At 46.2% G+C, this 25,755-nt stretch carries 22 protein-coding genes and 1 other RNA gene; 9 read left to right on the top strand and 14 right to left on the bottom strand.

The features are described 5' to 3' along the window. Window positions 1-8: 8 nt before the first annotated feature. The 8 genes from NQ565_RS09880 to NQ565_RS09845 form a co-directional block, all read right to left on the bottom strand. The gene (locus tag NQ565_RS09880) at window positions 9-2,465 is read right to left on the bottom strand and encodes an FAD-dependent oxidoreductase (protein ID WP_005653357.1); all 2,457 of its coding nucleotides are present in this window, start codon (window positions 2,463-2,465) and stop codon (window positions 9-11) included. Between the two features lie 265 nt (window positions 2,466-2,730). Beyond that, window positions 2,731-3,927, bottom strand: a complete 1,197-nt coding sequence (locus tag NQ565_RS09875; RefSeq protein WP_005653359.1) for a clostripain-related cysteine peptidase — start codon at window positions 3,925-3,927, stop codon at window positions 2,731-2,733. Window positions 3,928-3,957: 30 nt separating this feature from the next. Continuing rightward, a complete protein-coding gene (locus NQ565_RS09870) occupies window positions 3,958-4,350 on the bottom strand; it encodes a hypothetical protein (RefSeq protein WP_016662114.1) in 393 nt (130 codons plus the stop codon). Window positions 4,351-4,461: 111 nt separating this feature from the next. Then, window positions 4,462-5,322: a sigma-70 family RNA polymerase sigma factor gene (locus tag NQ565_RS09865; protein WP_002561589.1), complete on the bottom strand. Its 861-nt coding sequence runs from the start codon at window positions 5,320-5,322 to the stop codon at window positions 4,462-4,464. A gap of 192 nt (window positions 5,323-5,514) precedes the next feature. Then, entirely contained in the window at window positions 5,515-7,044 is a 1,530-nt protein-coding gene (locus NQ565_RS09860) for a trypsin-like peptidase domain-containing protein (protein WP_005653415.1), read from the bottom strand. A 323-nt stretch (window positions 7,045-7,367) separates the two neighbouring features. Beyond that, a complete protein-coding gene (locus NQ565_RS09855) occupies window positions 7,368-8,702 on the bottom strand; it encodes a transglutaminase-like domain-containing protein (protein ID WP_005653418.1) in 1,335 nt (444 codons plus the stop codon). Between the two features lie 61 nt (window positions 8,703-8,763). Next, window positions 8,764-9,933: a dipeptide epimerase gene (locus NQ565_RS09850; RefSeq protein WP_040315600.1), complete on the bottom strand. Its 1,170-nt coding sequence runs from the start codon at window positions 9,931-9,933 to the stop codon at window positions 8,764-8,766. Between the two features lies 1 nt (window position 9,934). Then, window positions 9,935-11,137, bottom strand: coding sequence for a C40 family peptidase (locus NQ565_RS09845; RefSeq protein ID WP_005653422.1), 1,203 nt, complete (start codon window positions 11,135-11,137; stop codon window positions 9,935-9,937). A gap of 171 nt (window positions 11,138-11,308) precedes the next feature. Here NQ565_RS09845 and rnpB point away from each other — a divergent pair. Both rnpB and NQ565_RS09835 read left to right on the top strand, forming a co-directional pair. After that, window positions 11,309-11,681, top strand: an RNA gene (gene rnpB / locus NQ565_RS09840) — RNase P RNA component class A. A gap of 93 nt (window positions 11,682-11,774) precedes the next feature. Further along, window positions 11,775-13,094, top strand: coding sequence for a YihY/virulence factor BrkB family protein (locus NQ565_RS09835; protein WP_005653424.1), 1,320 nt, complete (start codon window positions 11,775-11,777; stop codon window positions 13,092-13,094). 8 nt (window positions 13,095-13,102) lie between these two features. On the opposite strand, the gene NQ565_RS09830 is transcribed toward NQ565_RS09835, so the two are convergent. The 3 genes from NQ565_RS09830 to phoU all read right to left on the bottom strand — a co-directional run bounded on the left by NQ565_RS09830 (window position 13,103) and on the right by phoU (window position 15,336). Continuing rightward, window positions 13,103-13,642 carry a nitroreductase family protein gene (locus NQ565_RS09830; protein ID WP_005653426.1) on the bottom strand — a complete coding sequence of 180 codons (540 nt, stop codon included), beginning with the start codon at window positions 13,640-13,642 and terminating at the stop codon, window positions 13,103-13,105. 42 nt (window positions 13,643-13,684) lie between these two features. Continuing rightward, window positions 13,685-14,287, bottom strand: a complete 603-nt coding sequence (locus NQ565_RS09825; protein ID WP_005653428.1) for a riboflavin synthase — start codon at window positions 14,285-14,287, stop codon at window positions 13,685-13,687. Window positions 14,288-14,640: 353 nt separating this feature from the next. Beyond that, the gene (gene phoU / locus NQ565_RS09820; protein ID WP_005653429.1) at window positions 14,641-15,336 is read right to left on the bottom strand and encodes a phosphate signaling complex protein PhoU; all 696 of its coding nucleotides are present in this window, start codon (window positions 15,334-15,336) and stop codon (window positions 14,641-14,643) included. A gap of 521 nt (window positions 15,337-15,857) precedes the next feature. Here phoU and NQ565_RS09815 point away from each other — a divergent pair. From NQ565_RS09815 to NQ565_RS09805, 3 genes are read left to right on the top strand one after another with little or no spacing between them, the layout of a single operon-like run. After that, window positions 15,858-17,597 carry a glutamine--tRNA ligase/YqeY domain fusion protein gene (locus NQ565_RS09815; RefSeq protein WP_005653433.1) on the top strand — a complete coding sequence of 580 codons (1,740 nt, stop codon included), beginning with the start codon at window positions 15,858-15,860 and terminating at the stop codon, window positions 17,595-17,597. A 10-nt stretch (window positions 17,598-17,607) separates the two neighbouring features. Beyond that, on the top strand, window positions 17,608-19,029 hold the full coding sequence (locus NQ565_RS09810) for a tetratricopeptide repeat protein (RefSeq protein WP_005653435.1): 1,422 nt from the start codon (window positions 17,608-17,610) through the stop codon (window positions 19,027-19,029). 35 nt (window positions 19,030-19,064) lie between these two features. After that, window positions 19,065-19,709 carry a DedA family protein gene (locus tag NQ565_RS09805; RefSeq protein WP_005653437.1) on the top strand — a complete coding sequence of 215 codons (645 nt, stop codon included), beginning with the start codon at window positions 19,065-19,067 and terminating at the stop codon, window positions 19,707-19,709. A 74-nt stretch (window positions 19,710-19,783) separates the two neighbouring features. On the opposite strand, the gene tpx is transcribed toward NQ565_RS09805, so the two are convergent. Next, on the bottom strand, window positions 19,784-20,287 hold the full coding sequence (gene tpx / locus NQ565_RS09800) for a thiol peroxidase (protein ID WP_005653439.1): 504 nt from the start codon (window positions 20,285-20,287) through the stop codon (window positions 19,784-19,786). 125 nt (window positions 20,288-20,412) lie between these two features. Here tpx and NQ565_RS09795 point away from each other — a divergent pair, with 125 nt between their 5' ends. Beyond that, on the top strand, window positions 20,413-20,988 hold the full coding sequence (locus NQ565_RS09795; RefSeq protein WP_005653442.1) for an HdeD family acid-resistance protein: 576 nt from the start codon (window positions 20,413-20,415) through the stop codon (window positions 20,986-20,988). 130 nt (window positions 20,989-21,118) lie between these two features. Here NQ565_RS09795 and NQ565_RS09790 read toward each other — a convergent pair whose 3' ends face one another. After that, window positions 21,119-21,715 (bottom strand): master DNA invertase Mpi family serine-type recombinase, encoded by a 597-nt coding sequence (locus NQ565_RS09790; RefSeq protein ID WP_005653444.1) that lies wholly within the window; start codon window positions 21,713-21,715, stop codon window positions 21,119-21,121. 314 nt (window positions 21,716-22,029) lie between these two features. Here NQ565_RS09790 and NQ565_RS09785 point away from each other — a divergent pair, with 314 nt between their 5' ends. The 3 genes from NQ565_RS09785 to NQ565_RS09775 are packed head-to-tail and all read left to right on the top strand — an operon-like array spanning window position 22,030 to window position 24,198. Further along, window positions 22,030-22,494, top strand: coding sequence for a DUF4494 domain-containing protein (locus tag NQ565_RS09785; protein ID WP_005653445.1), 465 nt, complete (start codon window positions 22,030-22,032; stop codon window positions 22,492-22,494). A gap of 39 nt (window positions 22,495-22,533) precedes the next feature. Continuing rightward, entirely contained in the window at window positions 22,534-23,202 is a 669-nt protein-coding gene (locus tag NQ565_RS09780) for a YggS family pyridoxal phosphate-dependent enzyme (protein WP_005653446.1), read from the top strand. A gap of 18 nt (window positions 23,203-23,220) precedes the next feature. Next, complete coding sequence (locus NQ565_RS09775) at window positions 23,221-24,198, top strand: dihydroorotate dehydrogenase-like protein (protein ID WP_005653448.1); 978 nt, start codon at window positions 23,221-23,223, stop codon at window positions 24,196-24,198. A gap of 107 nt (window positions 24,199-24,305) precedes the next feature. On the opposite strand, the gene NQ565_RS09770 is transcribed toward NQ565_RS09775, so the two are convergent. After that, on the bottom strand, window positions 24,306-25,631 hold the full coding sequence (locus NQ565_RS09770) for a PhoH family protein (protein ID WP_005653450.1): 1,326 nt from the start codon (window positions 25,629-25,631) through the stop codon (window positions 24,306-24,308). Window positions 25,632-25,755: the final 124 nt, after the last annotated feature.

Raw genomic sequence — 25,755 nt, 5'->3', positions numbered from 1 at the left:
TATTCCGTTTATATAAATAGATTCACATTCGCCTTGTCCGCGCGCTCCATATAGGTCGCCACACCGCCTATGGTAACTTCGTCCAGCAATTCTTCGCGCCGGATGCCCATCATATCCATAGACATCTGACAAGCAATAAACTCAACTCCTTGCGCCAACGCCTGAGAACGCAACGATTCCAAAGAATCTATTCCTTTCCGCTTCATCAGGAAGCGCATCATCCTGCTGCCCAAGCCCATCATATTCATTTTGGACAGTTTCAGCCGCAATGAACTGGACGGAAGCATCATACCGAACATCTTTCCGAAAATATCTTTCTCTGTCCGGGGTTTCTGTATCTTCTTCAAGACATTCAATCCCCAGAAGGTGAAGAATATCGACACTTTCTGTCCGGTTGCCGCTGCGCCGTTAGCGAGTACAAAGGTAGCTAAAGCCTTGTCTAAATCATCGCTAAAAAGAATTAAAGTTTTTCCCCGTCCGCCTGCTGCCGGAAGAGACGACGGGCAGGCACAAGCCTCATCGCCTTTTTCAAGCAATACCGTGTAGCGTCCTTTTTCTTCCTTTTTCTCTATCAGCTTGTTGCCCGTAGTGGCACACCAGGCAGAAGCATCACGTGCGAATCCGGCATCGGTCGCCACAATTTCCACCCGCTCGCCCGGAGCGATGCTGTCCATGGCTTTCTTTACCTGCATGATAGGGCCGGGACATTGCAGGCCGCAGGCATTAACCCTCAAAGGCTCTTTGGCAGAACCGCTCTGTGCCGATTGCGACGGAGCGGATGCAGCAGGCTGAGCCGGCGATGATGCCGTAGGAGCAGGAATGGGCGCCACTGCTGTAGAATAGGTCTTATATCCGCCTATCAAGTTGGCCGTATTGCGATAACCGCGTCCTATCAGAATACGTTGTGCCAAATATCCGCGCAAACCTACGGCACAGAAAAGCACGACGGGCTTATCCGCCGGTATTTCCGACAAACGGTCGCGCATCTCGTCCAGCGGGATATTGACAGCTCCCGGAATCGTTCCGAACGAGAATTCTTCAGGGGTACGGGTATCTATCAGCATTACTTCGTCTTTCTTCTCTGCCAGTTCGCGCCAGGAAATAACCGGCATGGCGCCGCTGATAATATTGGAAGCCACGTATCCGGCTATGGCAATAGGGTCTTTTGCCGATGAGAAAGGCGGTGCATAGGTGTGCTCCGTTTCCATCAAATCGTAAACGGTTCCGCCATGTTTGATAAGTCCCGCTATCTGGTCGATGCGCTTATCCACTCCCTCGTAGCCTACGCATTGCGCACCATAGAGTTTTCCGGTTTTCGGATGGAACGTCAGTTTCAAGGTCAGAGGCAACGCATCGGGATAATAACCTGCATGCGAAGCAGAATGGGTTACCGAGCTTTGATACTCCATACCCCATTGTTTCAGACGCTTGGCGGCAAGTCCGGTAGAAGCTACCGTCATATCAAAGACTTTGGCGATGGATGTACCGATAGCTCCTTCGTAGGATGTGGTATTGCCCAAGGCCATATTATCGGCAACGATGCGTCCCTGACGGTTTGCCGGATTGGCCAGATAGTTGAGCCACGGTTTTCCGGTCAGCGGATGGGGATATTCAATGGCATCGCCCACAGCATAGATGTCTTTTACGGAAGTTTCCAAGTGCTCGTCTACCCGGATACCGCCCGTTTCGCCCAACTCCAAACCTGCCTGTTGCGCCAATGCCGTTGCCGGACGCACACCGATAGAAAGCAATACCATATCGGCAGGAATCGTTTTTCCGCTTTTCAGAAAAACGGTAATTCCCTCTTCAGTACGCCGGAAACGGGTAACGCCCTCTTCCAGATAAAGAGAAACGCCTTTTTCGATCAGATGCCGGTGAATAGGTGCAGCCATGGAGAAGTCGATAGGCGCCATAACCTGATTGCCCATCTCTACAACAGAAACCGTAACGCCCGCATGATGCAGGTTTTCCGCCATCTCAAGTCCGATGAAGCCTGCGCCTACTACAACTGCGCGTTTTACTTGCTTGTCTGTGATATAAGCCTTAATCCGGTCGGTATCTTCTACATTGCGAAGCGTAAAGATACCTTCCGAGTCAATGCCTTCCAAAGGCGGTTTCACCGGATTGGCTCCCGGAGAAAGCAGAAGTTTGTCATAGGTTTCTTCATATTCCTTTCCATCTGCTTTACGGATAGTCAATGTTTTCTTTTCCGGATCGATTGCGATTACTTCGTTCTCTACCCGCACATCGATACGGAAACGTTTACCGAATGATGCGGGAGTCTGAACCAATAGTTTTTCGCGATCGGCGATAACACCGCCTATATAATAAGGTAATCCGCAATTGGCATAGGAAATGTATTTGCCTTTCTCCAATAAAATGATTTCAGCTTGCTCATCTATTCTTCTTAACCGGGCAGCAGCCGTGGCTCCACCTGCAACGCCACCGATAATTACATATTTCATATTTCTTTCTTTTTAGTTTGATACTGCAAAGGAAGTAATAATTTCCAATATAAAATAGTTTCCTTAGGAAAATAATGTTAATATACTATTTAATAATATATTATACCTGTATAACAAGAAGAATAAGCTATTATTAAAAACATGCAGTTTAATCATTGCAAGTTATAAAATATAACGAAAAACATAAAAAAAGAGATGCATCCTCTCGGACGCATCTCCATTATAACCATATCATATTCAAAGTCCTTTCTATTCCTACTACATACTACCAGCCCATATTTTCGAGTCCCGCAGCTTTATACCAAGCCATGGAACGGTAAGCCTCAGCAGCTTTGGAATCAACCGAAAGGGGGATATAATGCGTAATGCCGTTTGTTCCTTCCATTGAAAACATTCTTTTGAACATGGAGTAATTTTTATCTGTAGTATTCCAATAGACAATAGAAGCATCAAACACATTCTTCCAAGCAACATAAGCATCGGCATCCAGCCGCATTTCCATCATCTGCGAGAAATCATAGTAACCGACATGTCCTTCTTCCATATCCCGCTTATCATAATCAAACACCGTATTAAAAGAAGGCACGCTTTCGTTGTCCGCGCGCTCCAAGAGTTGCCCTGTCACATCCGCCAAATCATCCAACGCATCTGTCCTTACAGCGCAAATGGAAGTTCCGCCTGTCCAGTTTGCATTCGAGATACCCTCTCCTGCTTTATAATTATCCTTATAATGATTAAAGTAGGCTTCTGCCATTTGTGCAGCCGCGCCCGGTTTAAACATATAAGGAACAACCTTGTCATAAGGAGCGCCCGGACCCGGATTCTCCGTAGGCGAACCGATATAATAATCGGTATAATTACGCACCTCATAAGCCACTTCTACAGACATCATAAAGCATGCGTCAAACATTATAAAGTCAAAGTGAGGCATCCCGTCATCCAATACATCAACAAAGTCAGATATATTCATACGGTTATCCTGCCCCTCTCCTGTATCCTGCCCTATCCAGCGTGTAGAAGCCGAAGGTACCGGATAAGGAATCCAGCCGTCTGCGTGCGACCAGTAAACCAAACCGTAACTGTCTGCCGGATATTCATAGAAAGCACGGTGCATTACCTCCTTCATCACAGAGGCCTTCGTGGATACCTGCTCTGCATACTCCTTGATTATCTCCTTCTCCAAACGCCCTTTCTTGTTTCTAGAGATCCGGAACAAAACTGGTGCTACCCTGTCATCCTGATATACCAGCAAGTTACTGGATGACAAATCAACGGATTCCATGCCTGCAATCATCTCTTCCACATCTTCCTTCGCAAATGACGACAAGTTATTATCCGCTACAATGTAAACAAGCACGGTTCTACTTCCTACCTCAGGTGGCACCGGATCATCATCTTGATTACAAGCCGTAAACAAAAGGAAAAAAGATATGCACAGCAATGTATAAAGCTTCATTCTCATAGGTATCGTATAATTGTTGCAACGCACCGATTACTCTTCCGGCTTCTTAAAACTGAACTTATCCGACGTAATAGCCTGCAACACCATTGTGCTCTTCTTATACTTCGCCTTTACCTTGACAGCTTCCTTTTCCAGTTTCTTTTTATTCTCACTGAAATAGATCATACACGTATAATCGGGTTTCTTCAAATCGTATTCCAGATAGTTTTTCAATTGATAGCTGTACAAGTCACGCTTGGGCAAAAAACCGTTCTTGTCCAGTGCCGTACTGTCCAATACTTGGATTTCCGTACAATACACTACCGAATCATTGAAAGACGCCGCTACGCCAAAAGCATAAACAGGCTTATGGCTTTTCATTGTAAACGCTGTACACAAAGTAAATACGAGCATCACTGCAAATACTATTTTTATGTGCTTCATAACTTCTTTTTGATTGTTTAATGGGGCAAAGATAATAAAAAAACCGGCCATCCACTCTGGACAGACCGGTTTTCTTAATTTCTTTTATTTGTCAGAAACCGATATTCTTATTTATCCCAAATAAGATTTGAGCAATTTACTACGATTACTTTGTCTTAATCTTCTGATTGCTTTTTCCTTAATCTGGCGGACACGCTCACGTGTGAGACCGAATTTGTCGCCGATTTCCTCTAATGTCATTTCCTGCTGTCCGATACCGAAAAACATCTGTATGATTTCTTTTTCCCTATCGGTTAACGTAGAAAGAGCTCTATCAATTTCCCTCGCAAGAGACTCGTTCACCAAAGAGCGGTCGGCCATAGGAGAGTCGTCGTTGACCAGCACATCGAGCAAGCTGTTGTCTTCTCCTTCAACGAAAGGCGCGTCTACCGAAATATGGCGGCCGGAAACCTTCAGCGTATCGGAGATTTTGTCAACAGGGATTTCCAGTTCATCGGCAAGTTCTTCGGGCGACGGGCGACGTTCGTTTTCCTGCTCGAACTTGGAGAAAGCCTTGCTGATTTTATTCAGCGAGCCTACCTGGTTCAAGGGAAGACGCACAATACGCGACTGCTCTGCCAAAGCCTGCAAAATGGACTGACGTATCCACCATACTGCATAACTGATGAACTTGAAACCACGTGTCTCATCGAACTTTTCGGCAGCCTTAATCAGTCCTAAATTACCCTCGTTAATCAAGTCGGGCAAACTCAAACCCTGGTTCTGGTACTGTTTGGCTACAGATACAACGAAACGCAGATTGGCACGTGTCAATTTCTCCAGTGCAACACGGTCACCCTTGCGGATGCGCTGAGCGAGCTCTACCTCTTCTTCGACTGTAATGAGGTCTTCGCGACCGATTTCCTGCAAATACTTGTCAAGAGAAGCGCTCTCTCTGTTAGTGATACTTTTGGTAATTTTTAGTTGTCTCATTCTTATAATACAGATTTGGGTTGCAAAGTTACGACAAATTATTTATTACAACACTAACATGCCGAAACTTTTTCACCTTATTTATACCTTACTTATACAACAAAAAAGATGTCGGCAAGTATTCGCCGACACCTTTCTTTTCATCTTTCTTTGCTTATATTACAATCTTCTTACCTGATTATCATGTTTTTGTTATTCCTGGCTCAAATCAACAGCATAACTTGCACGCTTGCCCGACGGGAACATACCGGTGATAAACAACACTTGTTCGGGAGATTGGGCGGCAGCTTTCAGTACCTGCTCCAGATCCTCTACCGACTTCATCTGTACATTGTTCGCCTTGAGGATGATGAATCCCTTACGGATACCGGCATCTGCCATTTTACCGTTGGACACTCCGGTTACTTCCAAGCCGTAACCCAAGTTAAGTTGTCTCTTCAATTCGGAAGATACAGGTTTGAAAGCTGCACCCAACAGTTCCATTCCGGCATCTTTCACTACTTTCGTATTGCCTTGAGAGTTCTTCAGCGTCAATACAAATTCCTTCTCTTTCTTGTCACGGATTACCTTCACCTTTACTTTATCGCCCGGACGATGCTTAGCCAGCACTTCCTGCAAATCGGTAAACTTATGCACCTTCTTACCGTCAATACCGACGATAACGTCATCCGACTTCAACACACCGGCAGCAGAACCGCCTTCTACAACTTCGGCAATCAAGACACCTTCCTTCACACCGAGTTCGTCGGCTTTCTTCTTCATTTCCTCAGCCAGTCTTTCGTCCATTTGCAGGTCTGTGCCCAGTGTAGTACCGGTAATACCCAGCAAAGCACGCTGTACCGTACCGAACTGCTTCAAGTCCGCTACAACTTTCGTCATGATGCTGGTGGGGATTGCAAAGCCGTAGCCGGAGTATGCACCTGTCGGTGAATACAACATGGCGTTGATACCTACCAGCTCACCTCTTGCATTAACCAGAGCACCACCACTGTTGCCCTGATTGATGGCAGCATCCGTCTGGATGAAAGACTGGATATTCGCAGCCTGTCCGTTGGACGCCGTTGCACCGATGGCACGAGCCTTTGCACTGACGATACCGGCTGTTACGGTAGAGTTCAGGTTGAACGGGTTACCTACCGCCAACACCCACTCACCTACTTTCAGTTCGTCGGAGTTGCCTACCGGTACTGTGGGGAAATCGTCACCCTCAATCTTAATCAGCGCAAGGTCGGTGCTGGGGTCAGTACCGATGATGCGGCCTTTCAACTCGCGGTCATCGTTCAGTTTCACGGTAATTTCATCAGCACCCTCAACCACGTGGTTGTTGGTTACGATATAGCCGTCTTTGGAAATAATCACGCCGGAGCCGAAACCTACGCGCGGCTGGGTCTGTATCTGACGCTGCTGTCCGCGACCGTCACCGAAGAAGAAGTCAAAAATATCCGGCATGCTCTGCACTGTCTGAGTCTTGCTCAACTGTTTGGCACGTATATGTACTACGGCATGAACCGAACTTTCTGCCGCTTGCGTCAGGTCAACAGGCTGCGCATCCGTCGCGTTATAAGCAGCCAACCGTAAATTATTAGGGTTCTGCTGGAACAATTCGCTGAATGTAGCAGACTTTTCCTTATTCTGCATCTTATAAGTGGTAACACCGGCCACTCCTGCACTCAGAACTACAATGGCTGCAACTCCAAGGATGTTTTTTGTTGTCTGTTTCATATTACTTTCTATTTTCTTTAATTGTTAATATTCAAATCTCATTTAACATTCTGACGTTAAAATAACGACAAAAATCGTTCTGTTATTCCGCTTGTCACTCTTTTTTGTTCTCTTTTAACAGTGAATATTTGGGACTTAACAGCGGTTAACGGCAGAAGCTGACAAATTAGCATTTATGCACGATTACTGTCTGTTAAAAGACTGACAGATAGACAAAACAAAAACGCACCATCCGTTTGCCTGTAACGGATGATGCGTTGAGGTTCAACAGATGATGCGTTTCGCCTCAACACATCATCTGTTTTCAAGCTGTATGCCATACCTTAATAATTAAGGTAATCGATGTCCATATGGTAACTCCATTGCGGAAAATAAAGGTTTCCACCTTCCCACTCTACCTCGCCGCGCTGGAAATCTACGGTTTCGCTACGCGGATACTTCTTTTCGGGCACTAACGGCATGCCGTAATCGGTATTTACAATCATGCGCCAGGAGTCGATACCACCCAGGAAGAAATACTCTTCATCGGCATTGCGGGCAAAAGCCGGGATTCCGAACGATTGGTCTACAGGCACCCACCCTACGCCTTCAAAATATACTTCCGCCCAATCGTGCAGGTTCCAAGCACGGGGATGCATCATGAACCCGCTCTGAAAATGTGCGGGAATGCCGCTGATGCGGCATAAGGTTATGAATAAAAGGCTGACCTGACCGCAATCGCCGTGACGGTTGTCCAATACATATTCCGGAATATTCTCAATCGTGGAATACTCGCGGGCAGATGCCCAGGGGAAGTGATCGTTAATCCAACGGAAGATGCGCTTAGCCTTTAAATAAGGATTGGTTTCACCTGCTGCCAACTTGGCAGCCAACTCACGCAGCCGCGGAGAGAAGACGATGTGTTTCTCCCGCTCGGCGGTATACTCTTTATAAAGAGCGGTAGTCGTATCATAAGGCAGAACATCTTCCGCGCGCAGATTATGCCACTCTCCGCAGGATGTATACTCAAATGTTTCGGAGAACACGGTAGGCTCTCCTTGTACCGCACGCTTTTCCATATAGAGCGTGCTATGCCGGCACTCTTGCGGAGAAAGGACATAGTCCGGCTCACTGGCAGAGATGAATTTCACATCCCGCTGCCGGGACTGGTCGGTACGGGGATAAGGCAACCAGCAGCGAACCAGCTTTCCGGCAGGAACGGCATTGGTGTCTACCGTCAGCGTATAAGTGACACGCATCCGCTTGGGAACGACTATCGCCTTGTTTTCTTTCTTCACGGCGGTAATCACTTCGGGCAGATTCTCTTTGTTCACCTTCTCACTTCCGCTTAGAGCAGTGCCCTCTTTGGCTATCTTTATATCATAGCAGGCAGAATCCACACGAAACAGATTAGGACCGGCATTACGGAAATAGCGTTTTTCACCATCCAGAACCATGCACTCCAAAGCATTGGATGCTTCCCACTGCCGCATCTGTTCGTCCGTTACATCAGGAATATACTTTCTGATATAGTCCTTGACCTGAGATTCCGTCAAACAAAAATCCGTAAGCAGACGCTGGTGCAAATCATCATCCCAGCTGTATGGCCTGTTCTCCGGTTTCGTGCTGCAAGCAGAAACAAAAACAAACAAAAAGACAATATATAGCAGATTCTTCATGGATTATATAAGTAAATCAGTTTATATCAGGAGCTCCTGTCATCGTATAATTTCCGTACTTTTATATCTTCACGACTCCAATACCCGGCAAGTCCGGCAGTGTAATCTTTCCCTTTACAACTTCCATTCCCTTGAAACGGTCGTTGGCTATCAGCAAACTGCCGTCCAAATCGGCAAAATCAACTGCCGGAGAAAATTGTGCAGCCGCAGAAATGGCACACGAAGTTTCGGTCATGCACCCCACCATTACTTTCATGCCCAAAGCACGCGCCAGTGTCACCATCTTCCATGCCTCACGCATACCGGTACATTTCATCAGTTTGATATTGATGCCGGTAAAAGCATCTTTCAGCCCTACTATATCCTTTAAGCGTTGGACGGATTCATCTGCAAATACCGGCAACGGACTCTGCCCGGTTACCCACGCGATATCATCCAACTGCTCTTTAGGCATGGGCTGCTCTATCATCACAATGCCTTTCTCTTTCAGCCAGTGAATCATATCAAGCGCATAGTGTTTGTCTTTCCAACCCTGATTGGCGTCAATGGCGATAGGCAGGTCGGTTACCGAACGAATGGTCTCGATCATCTCCTTATCGTTGTCGCGCCCCAGCTTCACTTTCAGGATATTGAACTTCCCGGCACACTCTTTAGTCTTTTCACGCACCACATCGGGCGTATCAATACCGATGGTAAAGGTGGTAGAAGGCGCTTTCTCCTTATCCAATCCCCAGATTTTATACCAGGGGGCCTGCAACAATTTACCCACCAAATCATGTAAGGCAATATCCACCGCAGTCTTGGCCGCCGAATCTCCTGCAGAGAGACTGTCTATATAACTCAGGATATCTTCCAGCCGGAAAGGGTCGGAGAACTGTCCGATAACATCCTGCACTTTCTTCAAGAAAGCCAGTACGCTGTCCATCGTGCCCAATTCGTGCTGCAGATAGGGCGGCATGGAAGCTTCGCCATAACCGATGATGCCGTCATACTCTATTTCTACCTGCACATCGGGAGTGGTGGTGCGCGAATAAGCAGCCACCGTAAACACATGACGCAACCTCAGTTCATACGGAAAGAAACGCAGCTTCATTTTAGGCGTAACGCCACTCTTATTGATATTGAACAAAGCAGGCGCCGCACCCTCACCTGCCAATACGCTATTGATAGCCATACCCGAACCTAAGGCGGCAAAGGCGGCAGTCTTTAAAAAGTCTCTTCTGTTTTGCATGTCATTTATAGTATTCATTGGTTTCCGTTGTGTTTAATCCCTCTTCCTTATTTATATAAGGTAATACGCGCGTAGCGAACAGTAACCGTCCGAGATTGTACTCATCGAACAATTCATCTGCCGGGTCGAAACTGCTGATATGCACATCGCCCTGCGAATGAATGAAACGCTTGCCGCCAATATACATACCCACGTGTACGACCCGTTCTTTACGTTCCGGAGTTGCCTTGCGGCCGAAGAATATCAAATCGCCCGGTTGCAGGTTGGAAAAATCGGCTGCAATGTCTATATGCTCGCCCACATAAGCCTGCTGGGAAGCATCACGTGGTATAATGATGTCGTGCATAAAAAGTATGGTGCGCATGAATCCGCTGCAATCCACGCCTTTCGATGAAGTTCCCGCCCAAAGATAAGGTATCCCCATCATGGTGTGTGCCGTACGGATAATGCCGGCGGCATCCTGCTGCAAGCCGGAACGCCATTTCTTCTCGGGCATGGCTATGGATTTGGAGATGTATCCCCGGCGACCGTCGGGATAGGTCACCTTGTAGAAAGCTCCCTTGCTCCCTTCCCACTTCAAACGGTTGCCGGCCACAACGTCCGAAACCGTTTGTGAAGTTTGGTTCGGTTCGGAATAGACAAAACCGTAATGAGCAGTCACAACGATCTTTTCCGCCTTGTTCCACGCGGCCATTTCTTCTTCGGTCACCGGATGTACACCTACACGATGCACCCAGGCGATATAATTGTCGGGAGTCTGGATACGCACCCAGCCATCGCGCTGCAATACGCGCACTGGCATCCCCATCAGACTCTGTGTCATCATTTCCGATGAGAAATCCGGAGCGACACGCATATTTGCCACAGACACATTGATAATACCGCAGGTTTTGCCTTCCAGCCCCTTCACATCGGGAAGCAGTTCAAGACAGTCCATCACGGCATAGCCTTTTCTTGCCAGTTCCTTCAACAATGCGTTTTTCGCTTCTGCCGAAGTAGTGACGCCACGCAGCATCACATTCTTATCGGAAAAAGAATAATCTACATCCAGCAATGCCACACGCCTGTCCGGTGCAAACTGTTTTTTCAAACTGTCGGTGAGTTGTGCCACCTCTACCGGTATATTACGGTCTCCGGCTTCCGAAGCGACAGCAAAAAGAGTTATAAAGAGAAATACTGCAAAGAATGAGGCAAACTTTTTCATGGACTATACGCATTTGGGAATTATTAATGTTAGCAAAGCTAACAATTTATTCTAAAAGAGATACATATTTTCAGTGTTTTTAAGAAATTACACAAATAAAACACCGATAACGAACAAATCACCGGTCACCTGACGTCAATCACTAAAAAATTCCTATCTTTGCACCCCAAAGCAGTTGGTCGGTCTGTCGCTTGCGCCTCGTGCGCATGAGGAAAGTCCGGGCAACACAGAGCATCCTACTTCCTAACAGAAAGCTGTCCGCGAGGGTAGAGTAACGTAGAAGAAAATAACCGCCATGCCTTCCGGGGTTGTGGTAAGGGTGAGAAGGTGGGGTAAGAGCCCACCGGCCTTGTGGCGACACAAGGGCCGTACGTCTTAGGAGTTGTAAGGTCATGTAAACCGACGTTATGAGAGTTGCTCGCTCCATGTCGGAGGGTAGACCGCTAAAGCCTGTATGGCAACATACGGCTCAGATAAATGACAGACGCCTTGATTTAATTGCTGAATCAGGGAACAGAACCCGGCTTACAGACCGACTGCTTTTTTAAATTAAAAATTAAAAATTGAGAATTAAGAAATAAAGTCCTTTTGGCATACTATCGTTTTTCAATTCTCGATTCTCATTTTTCAATTTAGCATGAACAAGCGCATTGCCACCCTTTGGAAATTCCTGACATACGACATCTGGCGTATTACAGAAGATGAAGTCACTAAAACGACTTTCTCCTTATATAATATTATCAAGACCATTTATCTCTGCATCAACCGCTTTACCAAAGACAGGCTTGTAAACAAGGCATCGGCATTGACATATAGCACTTTACTGGCTATTGTACCTATCCTGGCCATTGTGTTTGCCATTGCACGCGGGTTCGGCTTCGACAATCTGATGGAGAGTCAAATCGTTCAAGGCTTCGGCGGCCCGTCGGAAACAACGGAAGTTATCTTCCAATTCGTCAACTCCTATCTATCTCAAACCAAAAACGGCATATTCATCGGCGTGGGCCTGATCATGTTATTGTGGACGGTGCTCAACCTGATTAACAACATGGAGATTACCTTCAACCGCATCTGGCAGGTAAAAAAAGCAAGAAGCATGTACCGTAAAATCACGGATTACTTCTCCATGCTCCTACTGATACCCCTTCTGCTGGTAGTTTCGGGCGGTCTTTCCATATTTATGAGCACCATGCTGAAGAATGTGACAGACTTCACCCTGCTCGCTCCCATCGGCAAATTCCTAATCCGCCTCATACCTTTTGTGCTGACATGGGTGATGTTCACGGCACTGTATGTTTTCATGCCCAATACAAAGGTGAAACTCAAGCATGCGCTGATTTCGGGCATTCTGGCAGGTACGGCACACCAGGCATTCCAGTTCCTTTATATCAGCAGCCAGTTGTGGGTATCCCGTTACAACGCCATTTACGGTAGTTTTGCGGCACTTCCCATGTTCCTGCTGTGGTTGCAGATATCGTGGACCATCTGCCTTTTCGGAGCGGAACTGACGTATGCCGGACAAAACATCCGGAACTTCAGTTTCGATAAGGATGCACGCAACATCAGCCGCCGTTACCGCGACTTCATCTCCATCCTCATCATGTCGTTCGTAGCCAAACGCTTTGAAAAGAACGAACCTCCCTATACTGCCGAAGACATATCCGAGGAGTGCCAGATACCCATACGCCTGACCAACCAGACTCTTTATGAATTGCAGGAAATCAACCTTCTGCACGAAGTGGTGACCGATGCCAAAAGCCAGGACATCGCCTACCAGCCTTCCATGGACATCAGCAAGCTGAACGTTGCTCTCCTGCTGGACAAGCTGGACACCCACGGCTCCGAGGACTTCAAGATAGACAAGGACAAAGAATTCCACGGGCAATGGGAAACACTGATGAAAGCACGGGAAGAGTACTACAAGAGTGCAAGCCAAGTGCTGCTGAAAGACCTGTAACGGTAGCTTTAATAATGGTTGTATGAAACAACCTTGTCCTTGGATTTCCTGGACTTCTTCCGTTTGTCTTTTGCCGGATAGCCTATCGTGATGTCGAGCAACAGACGTTTATTGGCAGGAATACCGGTAAGCTTCTTAATCTCCTTTTCATCGAACCAGCCCAGGATGCACGAACCCAGCCCCTCGCTTTCGGCAGCCAGCGTAATATGAGCGGTGGCAATGCCGATATCTATCAGAGGGAAATACTTGTCCTTAATCTTGGCGCCCAAGAAAGAAGTGATATTCATGGATTCTTCCACCACCAGAATATGTACCGGAGCATCTTTGGCAAACTTATTCATCCCCAATCCGGCAGTGGCCTTACCCACTTTTACAGCAAGCTCCGGATCGGTGATCACCACAAAACGCCACGGCTGGGCATTGCATGCCGAAGGCGACAGCCGGGCAGCTTCCAAAATACGTTCCAACTTCTCCGGCTCTACCGCACGGGACATATCATAAGCACGGTCGCTTTGACGTGAAGCGGCCAATTGCAAAAAATCATTCATAATAAGATATGAGTTATGAATTATAAATTATGAGTTATAACTCTATTTATACTGTATCATTCTGCTGATATATTTACCGATAATATCGAATTCGAGATTCACTACGCTACCCACCTTGAAAGCGTGGAAATTGGTATGCTCGAAGGTATAAGGGATAATGGCTACCTGAAAGGTATCGTCCGTAGGGTTGCACACGGTCAGGCTGACACCGTTTACGGTTACCGAGCCTTTATCCACGGTGATATAACCGCGCTTCGCCATTTCCTTATCAAAGGCATACCGGAACGTAAAGTAATAGCTGCCTTCGGCATCCTTTATGTCCACACAGGTTGCCGTTTGGTCCACGTGTCCCTGTACGATGTGTCCGTCCAAGCGGCCGTTCATCATCATGCTGCGCTCCACGTTCACTTCATCGCCTACTTTCAACAAGCCGAGATTGGAACGGTCCAGAGTCTCTTTCATCGCCGTCACCGTATAAGTATCATCCGTCATGCTGACAACCGTAAGGCATACGCCATTATGAGATACGCTCTGGTCTATTTTTAATTCATTTACGAACGAACACTTGAAAGTAAAGTGCACGTTTTCTTGGTCTCTGACCATAGCCACCAGTGTGGCACATTCTTCTACTATTCCGGAAAACATAAGTTTGTTACAATTTAAATTTAGATATTACCCGCATTGCGGATGCGACAAAGATACAAAAAGGGTCTCATATAGAAATGAAAAAAAGGAAGCTTTTCACAAAGCCTCCTTTTTCAGTTTTCAATAGGTATTAGTTTTTTTTAAGGTAAAAAGATTGTTTTCAGGATAACGTTGCAAAGATAGCCGCTTTTCAAGATACCAACCAAATTAAAAAACATGTCTTATAACATCTTTTCTGTAATTCTTTTGATTTTATTATCATTTCAAAGCAAATTTCTACATCTGCAATCGTTTTCAATGGGCAAATATAGGGCTATTTTCCATTAAACACTAAAAATATCCTAAAAAGTTGACTATTTCTTATCGTCTGCATAGTGCTCGTCCGTACGTCCGCTATGTTTCAGCACCTTCGCATCGATAAAAAACACTATTTCCTCGGCGATATTCGTAATATGATCGCCGGAACGTTCCAGCTTACGGAAAACACTAACCAGATTCAGACAAGAGAGTGCGCTTTCGGGATGCTTGCCGATATAATCTGCCAGAACAGCAGTGGCATTTGCATTAATTTCATCCAGCAGGTTATCTTTGGCGAATACCGCGGTTGCCAGTTCCTGACTTTCTTCCTGAAGAGCTCTTTTGGCAAGTTCAAGCATAGCCGAAACTTGATTTATCATCTCCTCCAGGCGCAGTTCCTTCACCAGTCCGCTTGCCAGAATCGGTTCCTTGCAATTCAACGCAAAGCGGGCTATGCCTTCGGCGAAATCGCCCAAACGCTCCAGGTTCGTATTGATTTTGAGCATGGCAAGCACAAAACGCAAGTCGATAGCGACAGGATTATAGAGGGCGATGATGTCTTCTATATCACTGTCTATCTTGAGTTCGAAGGCATTGACACGACGCTCGCGCACCAATACCTGCTGTGCCAGCTCGCGATCCAAAGTCAGTACGGCTTCTCCGGCACGGCCGAGCTGATTATACACTAAAGTCCACATTTCGTCTATTTCTTTTTTCAGCAAGACGAGCTCTGATTCGATAAACTGCACCATAATGTTTTTCTATTTCAAAATTATCAATTGCCTAATCATATCACTTGTTCCAACGCATGAAACTGTCCGTACCAAGGCATGGTATCGCCCGTACCACGGCATGAAACTCACTGTACCAAAGGGTGGTAGTGTCTGTACCAACGCGTGGTACGAGAAGTACCATGCCGTGAAATGCCCCGTACCGGCACGTGGTATTTTTTTCATATTGCCTACGTTTTTCCGCGTACAAAGAAACAAAGGAAATATTAAGGCAGTATGACTATCGTTTGAAGGAAATGTTTCAAACATGTTACAAAACCGTTACAATACACACAAACCCGCCGTGTGTAACAAGTATGTAACATACGTTGCTTTAATTCGCATGCAAAAAACTCCGGCTTTCACAAGCCGGAGTCTACGGTTCGTGTCTGCCGCTTTCCGGACAGGAAATCACTAAAAAAGAGCGGATATATTCCCGTGAAATAACGATATACGAAAAAATAGTCGTATTTTTGCACCACTATACGAATAACAATAGCATTATGGCAGAAATAAAAAGCGAAGAAACAAGCGAAAAGAAGAGCCTGAACTTCATTGAACAAATAGTAGAGAACGACTTGAAAGAGGGTAAAAACGACGGAAAGGTACAGACACGTTTCCCGCCGGAACCTAACGGTTATCTTCACATCGGACATGCCAAGGCCATTTGCCTGGACTTCGGCATTGCCGCCGCACATGGCGGGGTCTGCAACCTGCGTTTCGATGACACCAACCCCACCAAAGAAGATGTGGAATATGTGGAAGCCATCAAGGAAGATATTCAATGGCTGGGTTACCAGTGGGGCAACGAATACTATGCCTCCGACTACTTCCAGCAGTTATGGGACTTCGCCATCCGCCTCATCAAAGAAGGCAAAGCATATATCGACGAGCAGACATCCGAGCAGATTGCCGCTCAAAAAGGCACTCCTACCCAACCCGGTGTGGAAAGCCCTTACCGTAACCGTCCCATCGAGGAAACACTCGAACTGTTCCAAAAGATGAATACCGGCGAGATAGAGGAAGGCGCCATGGTGCTCCGTGCCAAAATTGACATGGCAAGTCCCAACATGCACTTCCGCGACCCGATTATCTATCGCGTGGTGAAACATCCGCACCACCGTACGGGTACTACCTGGAAAGCTTACCCGATGTACGACTTCGCTCACGGACAAAGCGACTACTTCGAAGGTGTAACCCACTCCTTGTGTACATTGGAATTCGTTCCCCACCGTCCGTTGTACGACCTCTTTGTAGATTGGGTAAAAGAAGGCAAGGACCTGAACGACCACCGTCCTCACCAATACGAATTCAACAAGCTCAACCTGAGCTATACGCTCATGAGCAAGCGCAACCTGCTGACTTTGGTGAAAGAAGGCCTTGTCAACGGCTGGGACGACCCCCGTATGCCGACTATCTGCGGTTTCCGCCGTCGCGGCTATTCACCCGAGTCCATTCATAAGTTCATCGATAAAATCGGTTATACCACTTACGATGCCCTCAATGAATTTGCCTTGCTGGAGAGCGCCGTACGCGAAGACTTGAACGCACGCGCCACCCGCATATCCGCAGTATTGAATCCGGTGAAGCTCGTCATCACCAATTATCCGGAAGGACAGGTTGAGGAAATGGAAGCCGTCAACAACCCGGAACGTCCGGAAGAGGGCAGCCACAACATCGAATTCAGCCGCGAACTGTGGATAGAACGCGACGATTTCATGGAAGATGCTCCGAAGAAATATTTCCGCATGACTCCCGGACAGGAAGTTCGCCTGAAAAGCGCGTACATCGTGAAGTGTACCGGCTGCAAGAAGAACGATGCAGGAGAAATCACAGAAGTATACTGCGAATACGACCCCGACAGCAAAAGCGGCATGCCCGGCGCTAACCGCAAAGTAAAAGGCACGATTCACTGGGTGAGCTGCGCACACTGCCTGCAAGCCGAAGTCCGCCTTTACGACCGGTTGTGGAAAGTGGAAAATCCGCGCGACGAACTGGCAGCCATCCGCGAAGAAAAGAATTGCGATGCGCTGACCGCCATGAAGGAAATGATAAATCCGGATTCTCTGAACGTATTGCCATGCTGCTATATCGAGAAATTTGCCGCCGGTATGAAGCCCCTCTCCTACCTGCAGTTCCAGCGCATCGGTTACTTCAATGTAGACCGCGACTCTACACCGGAGAAAATGGTGTTCAACCGTACCGTAGGCTTGAAAGATACTTGGGGGAAAATCAACAAATAATATAACATTAATGAGTAAAAAGAACCTGTTGTCCGGAAGAGACAAGGAATTGCAAGAACTTGCAGAACAATACGAAGCAGCGAAAGCTGAGAACAAACCTATCTATCTGGATGCAGACGATTTAGCCGACCTTGCCGACTGGTATGCCATGCACAGAAAAAACAGCCAGGCTACCGAAGTCGTAGAATACGGGCTGAGCTTACACCCCGGCAGTACGCCTCTGTTGGTAGAGCAGGCTTATCTCTTCATGGACGCCCGGGAAAGGGATAAGGCCAAACAAGTGATAGAGGAAATAACCGAAGATTATTCCTCGGAAGTAAAAGTGCTTAAAGCCAATATTCTCTTAGGCGAAGGCAAAATAGATGAAGCGGAACAACTCCTTGACTCCATAGAAGACAAAGAGGACTTGGCCAACATCGTGGACGTATCCTATATGTATATTGATATGGGGTATCCCGATAAGGCTGTACCATGGCTGACAAGGGGATTGGAAAAATATGCCGAGGAAGAAGAGTATCTGGCCGTAACAGCCGACTGTTTCCTGGCACAAGGTCTGAAGGATAAAGCCGAAATGTTCTATAACAAGCTGATAGACAAGAATCCTTATTCAGCCCCTTATTGGTTCGGACTGGCACGTTGCTATTTCGAACAGCAACTGTTTGACAAAGCCATTGAGGCGTGCGACTATGCAATCGTGTCAGATGAAGAATTTGCCGATGCCTATATGATGAAAGGACATGCTTTCTATCAACTTGGAAATGAAGAAAGCGCGCTTGAGAATTATACCCTGGCAGAAAAATATAAAGCCGTCAGCCCCAATTTCCTCCATATGTTCATCGGATTCAATGAAATATCCAAAGGACACTGGGAAGAAGGGTACCGGTATCTTGAATTGGTCATACACAGTAAAGATACCGACTCAACGATGTTGCCGTCTTTATATGCGCATGTAGCGATTTGCCTCTATAACTTAGGCGAAAAGCGTCAGGCCGACCTGTTTTTCAAGAAAGCCCATGAGATAGGCCCGAAAGATGCAGAGCCTTATCTGATTGAGGGAGGTATGTATATGGAAAAAGGAGATTTCGACAAGGCTGTAAAGAAATGGGCTTTGGCTTTAGAGTGTGCCCCGTGTGCCGATACTTGGAATGAAATCGGCATGAGCAGCATGGAAACGGGCCATATACAATATGCCCAAACGGCTTTTGAGCAGGTTAAGAAACTGGAGCCCGACTTCGAGAATATCAACGAGAAGCTGACCGCCCTTTATCTGTTACTTGACGACATGGAGAACTTCCTAAAGTACAACCAGCTTTGCGCACACCCGTTTCAGGCAAAAGACCTGGAAAACATGCTGGATTTGCTGGACTGTAAAAACCGGGATGAAATGATAAAAAGAGTGAAAGAGATATTTGGCGGGTCAGGTTTATTTTAAAGACATAAACAAATTATTAATCACAAGTATTATATATGGAATCATCTGCAGAACTTATCAAATGGGTTTTAGAAAATCTGAATTATTGGGTAGTTACCATCTTCATGACTATCGAAAGTTCATTTATCCCATTTCCATCGGAAGTTATAGTGCCGCCGGCTGCATGGAAAGCGATGACCGATGACAGTATGAATATCTTCCTTGTCGTTATTTTCGCAACCATCGGCGCAGATCTCGGCGCACTCATAAACTACTATCTTGCACGTTGGCTGGGTCGTCCTATTGTCTATAAATTTGCCAACAGCCGTTTCGGGCATATGTGCCTGATTGACGAAGCGAAAGTACGCCATGCCGAAGAGTACTTCAGGAAGCATGGCGCCGCATCCACATTCTTCGGACGTCTTATCCCCGCAGTACGGCAGCTTATCAGTATTCCGGCCGGACTCGCCGGCATGAAATTAGGCTCGTTCCTGCTTTACACAACGCTCGGTGCGGGAATCTGGAACACGATACTGGCGCTGCTCGGCTATTTTATATACCGGTTCACAGACATCAAGACAACCAACGATGTCTATATATTGGCTACGGAATACAGCCACGAAATCGGTTATATCATTCTGGCAGTTGCGATATTCGTTGTAGGTTTCCTGATTTATAAAGGAATAAAACAGAAAAAATAAGAATAAAAAACGGTGGATAAAGACAGCCCTTCTTCATCCACCGTTTTTTTATTGCATAGTTAAGTCCAAAGAGGTTATTTCCTAACTGCCGCAATCGCCTTTTCATAGTCCGGCTCTTGCGTAATCTCCGGTACGAGTTCCGTATAGGCAATCTTTCCATCTTTACCGACAACAATCACCGCCCGCGCCAGCAAACCGCTTAACGGTCCGTCTGCCATACGCACGCCATAGTTTTCATCAAAATCCGAGCAACGGAAATCGGACAAGGGAATTACGTTCTCAATACCTTCCGTCGTACAAAAACGGGCATGTGCAAAAGGCAGGTCCTTTGAAACAGCCAATACCACCGTATCCGGCAAACCGGCAGCCAATTCATTGAATTTGCGTACGGAAGCAGCACAAACGCCGGTATCCAGACTCGGAAAAATATTAAGAATTACATTCTTCCCGTTCAGTTCTTTCAAAGAGAAAGAAGATAAATCCGTCTTTACCAACTCGAAATCAGGAGCGACTGCTCCTACTTTTATAAACTCACCGATAACTTTTACCGGTTGTCCCTTAAATTTTGTTGTAGCCATAATTTTATCAATTTATACAATAGAGAAACAAACGGGATGCTGAAAAAGTTCAATAAAACTTTTCATACCACAGATTGTTATTCCCCCAACGAACTTATAATAATCACTTTTAAATTAAGATTTACATGAAAACAATTTTTGATGAGCTGAAACAGGAAGTAAAAAACTGGTGGGTTTCACTTATTCTCGGCATCCTGTATGTAGCCGTAGCTCTGGGGCTAATGTTCTTCCCTTTTAACGGATATGCCGCATTGAGTATTTTATTCAGCATCTCGATGCTGGTCAGCGGTTTGCTGGAAATTGCCTTTGCAGTAAGCAACCGCCAAAGGGTATCCAGCTGGGGCTGGTACCTGGCAGGAGGAGTCATTGATATGATTTTGGGACTCTACCTGGTGACTTATCCTGTGCTGAGCATGGAAGTCATTCCGTTTATCATCGCCTTCTGGCTGATGTTCCGGGGATTTTCCTCGGTAGGCTATGCAATGGACTTAAAGAGGTACGGGACAAAAGAGTGGGGCTGGTATACAGCATTCGGCATCCTTGCCATCGTATGCTCGCTTATTATCCTGTGGCAACCGACGGTCGGAGCTATCTACGCCGTTTATATGATTTCGTTTGCATTCCTTATCATAGGATTCTTCCGTATCATGCTCTCTTTCGAACTGAAGAATCTGCACAAACGAAGTTTCCGGAACTCTTAATTCGCCACAGATTACACAGATATGTACAGATTAGATATTCTTGAGTAAGCCTCGGACGCTTAAAATCCGTCTGTAATAATCGGCATAATCCGCAGTGAATCACAGCACATCCCGGTTAGAGACTTCCGGTTTATCTTTTATGATGCAGAAAACGGAACATGGTTGTTCTGGACACTCCCATCCGCCGGGCGAGTTCAGAGCAGGATGTTCCTTTCTTCTGCTCTTTAAGCAATTGTTTCTTATTCTCCGCAAGTATCTTCATCTTAGGCATATCCCCCTTTTTACGCCCCAAGTGCTTTCCTTCCTGCTTTCTACGGGCCAGCGCCTCTTTAGTACGCATTGAAATCAGATTACGCTCTATCTCGGCCATCAGTCCGAATGCAAACCCCAGCACTTTGCTGTTAATGTCATTCTGAAAAACGTATCCCTCTTTGGTGCTATACAATATCACCCCCTTTTTTATACACGAATTGAGAATAGTCATAATCTCAAGCAGCGTACGGCTGAGCCGTGATATCTCCGTAACAATCAAAGAATCGCCTGGACGCATCTTATCCAACACCCCCGACAACTTACGTTCTTTACTGCTGACGCTTCCGCTGACCGTTTCCGTATACCATTTGTCAATGCTCATCCCGTTCCTTTCTGCGAAGCGTACAATTTCCTCTCGCTGGTTTTCCAAAAACTGTTTTTCTGTACTTACTCTTAAATAAGCTACTACTGCCATAAATCTTGTTGTTGTTTTATTGGTTTAACGCCGCCAAAGAACGGTTATTCCAATAAAATAGCCAACCGGTCCGTCATATCCTTTGCCAACTGTTTTCAAAATACGGGTTTGTTCCCAAACAGACGCCAAACAGATAAAAAGTTTTGCATTAACATAATCTTCTTCCGGCTATATCAAACTTTTTTCCCCTTTTTCGTTTATCTTTGTACATCCTTTCATGATAAAAAAGGGAAGGGTTTCTTCTGCAAGCCGCAAAAGGCAGGAAGAGGAAACAATCGTTTACTAATTAAAATACTAACTAAAATCAGAAGATTATGGCAATGCATACATGGTTTGAGTGTAAAATCCGTTATGAAAAAACAATGGAAAACGGAATGAACAAAAAAGTTACCGAACCTTATCTGGTAGATGCACTCAGTTTTACGGAAGCGGAAGCACGTATCATCGAAGAGATGACACCGTTTATTTCAGGAGAATTCACGGTATCGGACATCAAACGTGCCAACTACAGCGAACTGTTTCCATGCGAAGAGGAAGCTGCCGACCGTTGGTTCAAATGCAAGCTGGTTTTCATTACATTGGACGAGAAAAGCGGTGCCGAGAAAAAAACGTCTACCCAGGTATTGGTGCAGGCAGCCGACTTGCGTGATGCGGTAAAGAAGCTGGATGAGGGCATGAAAGGCACAATGGCCGACTACCAAATTGCATCGGTAGCGGAAACCGCCATCATGGATGTATATCCGTACAGCGCAGAACCGGATGATAAGCCGGAAGTATAAGAACCTGAAAATTTCATTTCACAGATTATCATATATACGATGAGTATTGCAGAAAACATAAAACAAGTACTGAGCGAACTACCTGATGGGGTGCGGCTGGTAGCTGTTTCCAAATTTCACCCCAACGAGGCCATAGAGGAAGCTTATAGCGCAGGGCAGCGTGTGTTCGGAGAAAGCAAGGTGCAGGAAATGACTGCCAAATACGAGAGCCTTCCAAAAGATATCGAATGGCATTTCATCGGACATCTGCAAACGAATAAAATCAAATATATCGTACCCTATGTTACTCTGATTCATGGAGTGGATTCCTACAAACTCCTTACCGAAATCAACAGGCAGGCAGCCAAGGCCGGACGAACCGTAAACTGCCTGCTTCAACTGCACATAGCACAAGAAGAGAGCAAATTCGGTTTCAGCTTCGACGAATGCCGGGAGATGCTTGCAGGCGATGAATGGAAAAAGCTCGGCAATGTCCGGATATGCGGACTTATGGGCATGGCTACGAATACAGACAATATCGAACAAATCAAAGCTGAATTCCGTTCATTAAACAATTTCTTCCAAGAGGCTAAAGCCACCTGGTTTTCCAATGCAGAGTGGTTTCGGGAGCTGTCAATGGGAATGTCCCATGATTATCATGAGGCCATTGCCGCCGGCAGTACCCTGGTACGTGTAGGAAGTAAAATATTTGGAGAAAGAATATATTAATACCTAATAACTGTTATTATGGCAACATTAGAAACCACCTTTGCAGGGTTAAAACTTAAAAACCCGATTATTATCAGCAGTTCCGGACTTACCGACAGTGCTGCCAAGAACCAAAAGCTTTACGAAGCCGGAGCAGGAGCCATTGTACTCAAGTCTCTTTTTGAGGAACAAATCATGATGGAAGCCGATTGGCTTGGAGATCCCAATATGTATCCGGAAGGAAGCGATTACCTGGTAGGATACATACGCGAACATAAATTGGGCGAATATTTGAATCTGATTAAAGAAACCAAGAAAGTCTGTGACATTCCTGTCATTGCCAGCATTAACTGCTATCAGGATGCGGACTGGATTGAGTTTGCCAGAAAGATAGAAGAGGCCGGAGCAGATGCTTTGGAAGTCAATATCCTTGCTTTGCAAACCGATATACAATATGCTTACGGTTCTTTTGAACAACGTCATATCGACATCTTGAGCCATATCAGGAAAACAGTCAATATTCCTGTTATCATGAAATTGGGAGACAACCTCACCAATCCGATAGCACTCATCGACCAGCTCTATGCCAATGGTGCGGCGGCAGTAGTAATGTTCAACCGGTTCTACCAGCCGGATATCGATATTGAAAAAATGGCTCAAAGTGCCGGAAGTGTCTTCAGCACAGATGCCGATTTATCCAAATCCTTACGTTGGATAGGTATCGCCTCTGCGGCTGTGAGCAAGCTGGACTATGCGGCATCCGGCGGCATACATGCTCCCGAAGGAGTAGTAAAAGCTATCTTGGCGGGCGCTTCGGCAGTAGAGATATGCAGCGCACTCTATCAGAATTCTTACGCCATCATCGAAGAGTACGTCCGCTTCCTGAGCGCATGGATGGAACGCAAAGGGATGGAGAACATCAGCCAGTTCAAAGGCATGCTGAATGTAAGCGACCTGAACGGTATAAACACTTTCGAACGTACCCAGTTCCTGAAATACTTCTCGGCACGCAAATAATAAAAATATGGTATACTAATAAAAACGGATGGTGCTTACCAGTGGGGCATCATCCGTTTTTTATGTCACATTCTTCGCCTTCACCAAGAAAGGCAAAGCAGCAGATATTACATTAAATTACTTGCCAGTTCGCTCAGCTGGCTACGCTCTCCTTTCACCAGATTGACATGGGCAAACAGGTTCTGGTCTCTCATGCGGTCTATCATATAGACAAGCCCGTTGGACTGGCTGTCCAGATACGGCTGGTCAATCTGTTGGATGTCGCCCGTGAATACCATCTTCGTCCCTTCGCCGGCACGTGTTATAATGGTTTTTATTTCGTGAGGAGTAAGGTTCTGCGCTTCGTCGATGATGCAGTAGGTCTCGCTCAGGCTGCGCCCGCGGATAAAGGCGAGGGCTTCAATGACAAGCTGGTCGCTTTTCTGCATATCTTCCAACCTTTTCACTTCGCTTGAGTTAGATGCGAACTGATGCTTGATTACATTCAGGTTATCAAACAGCGGCTGCATATACGGAGCTACCTTCTCATTGGCATCACCTGGCAAGAAACCTATATCTTTATTGGACAATGCAACGATAGGACGCGCCAGCAGGATTTGCTTATAGTCCGTCAGCTTGCCCAAAGCGGCTGCCAGTGCCAACAGGGTCTTACCCGTTCCTGCCTTGCCGGTGAGGGCCACCAGCTTGATGTTCGGGTCATTCAATACCTCGAAAGCAAAACTCTGTTCGGCATTACGCGGTTCGATGCCGTAATTCTTTGTCTTGTTTACACGGCAAACGGAATGGGTAAAAGGATTGTAGCGGGCAAGCACGCTGCTGCGGTCGCTCTTCAGGATAAAACATTCGTTGGGGTGAATAACATCCTTGAAGTCGAATTCGCTGATGTCCAACCCTTCCTTAGAGGAATAGATGCGGTCTATCAGAGTCGGGTCAACCCCTTCGAACACTTCGTTCGACTTTTCAAATATATCCACGTTAATGACCTTGTCGTTGATATAGTCCTCGCACAGCAGACCGATAGAGCGCGCTTTCATACGAAGGTTGACATCCTTGGTGACAAGAATGGATTTCATATTCGGCTTCTTCACGGTCAGCCAGTCAACGACAGAGAGTATCTGATGGTCGGGAATACGTTCCGGGAAAGAGTCGTGCACGCGGGGCGAATCTACCGAACCCGCCACCACGAACAGGCGTCCCAGACCTTCGCCCAGCGGAGCACCTTTGGTAAAAAGGTTATCATCGGTAATCAAGTCGAGCTCACGGACAAACTCACGGGCATTGAAATTTATCTGCTCGTTGCCCTTCTTGAATTTATCGAGTTCTTCAAGCACTACAATGGGAAGATAAATATCGTTCTCTTGAAAATTCTTCAAACAGTTATAATCGTGAAGGATAACATTGGTATCAATCACAAAGTTTTTCTTAGCTCCCATACTCTTTAGATTTAAATAGTTTATACCTCATACCGACAATATAAAATAAAGCAAGCATACACACTTAAATAAAATTGCCTTATCTTTGCCGTTCCTAAAGATAACACTTTAATAAGGAGAAAGG

Origin of the sequence: Bacteroides stercoris ATCC 43183 (assembly GCF_025147325.1) — a bacterium.
Classification (GTDB): Bacteria; Bacteroidota; Bacteroidia; order Bacteroidales; family Bacteroidaceae; genus Bacteroides; species Bacteroides stercoris.
Note: the sequence above shows the minus strand (reverse complement) of the source record. Positions and strands in the feature narration are given on the sequence as shown.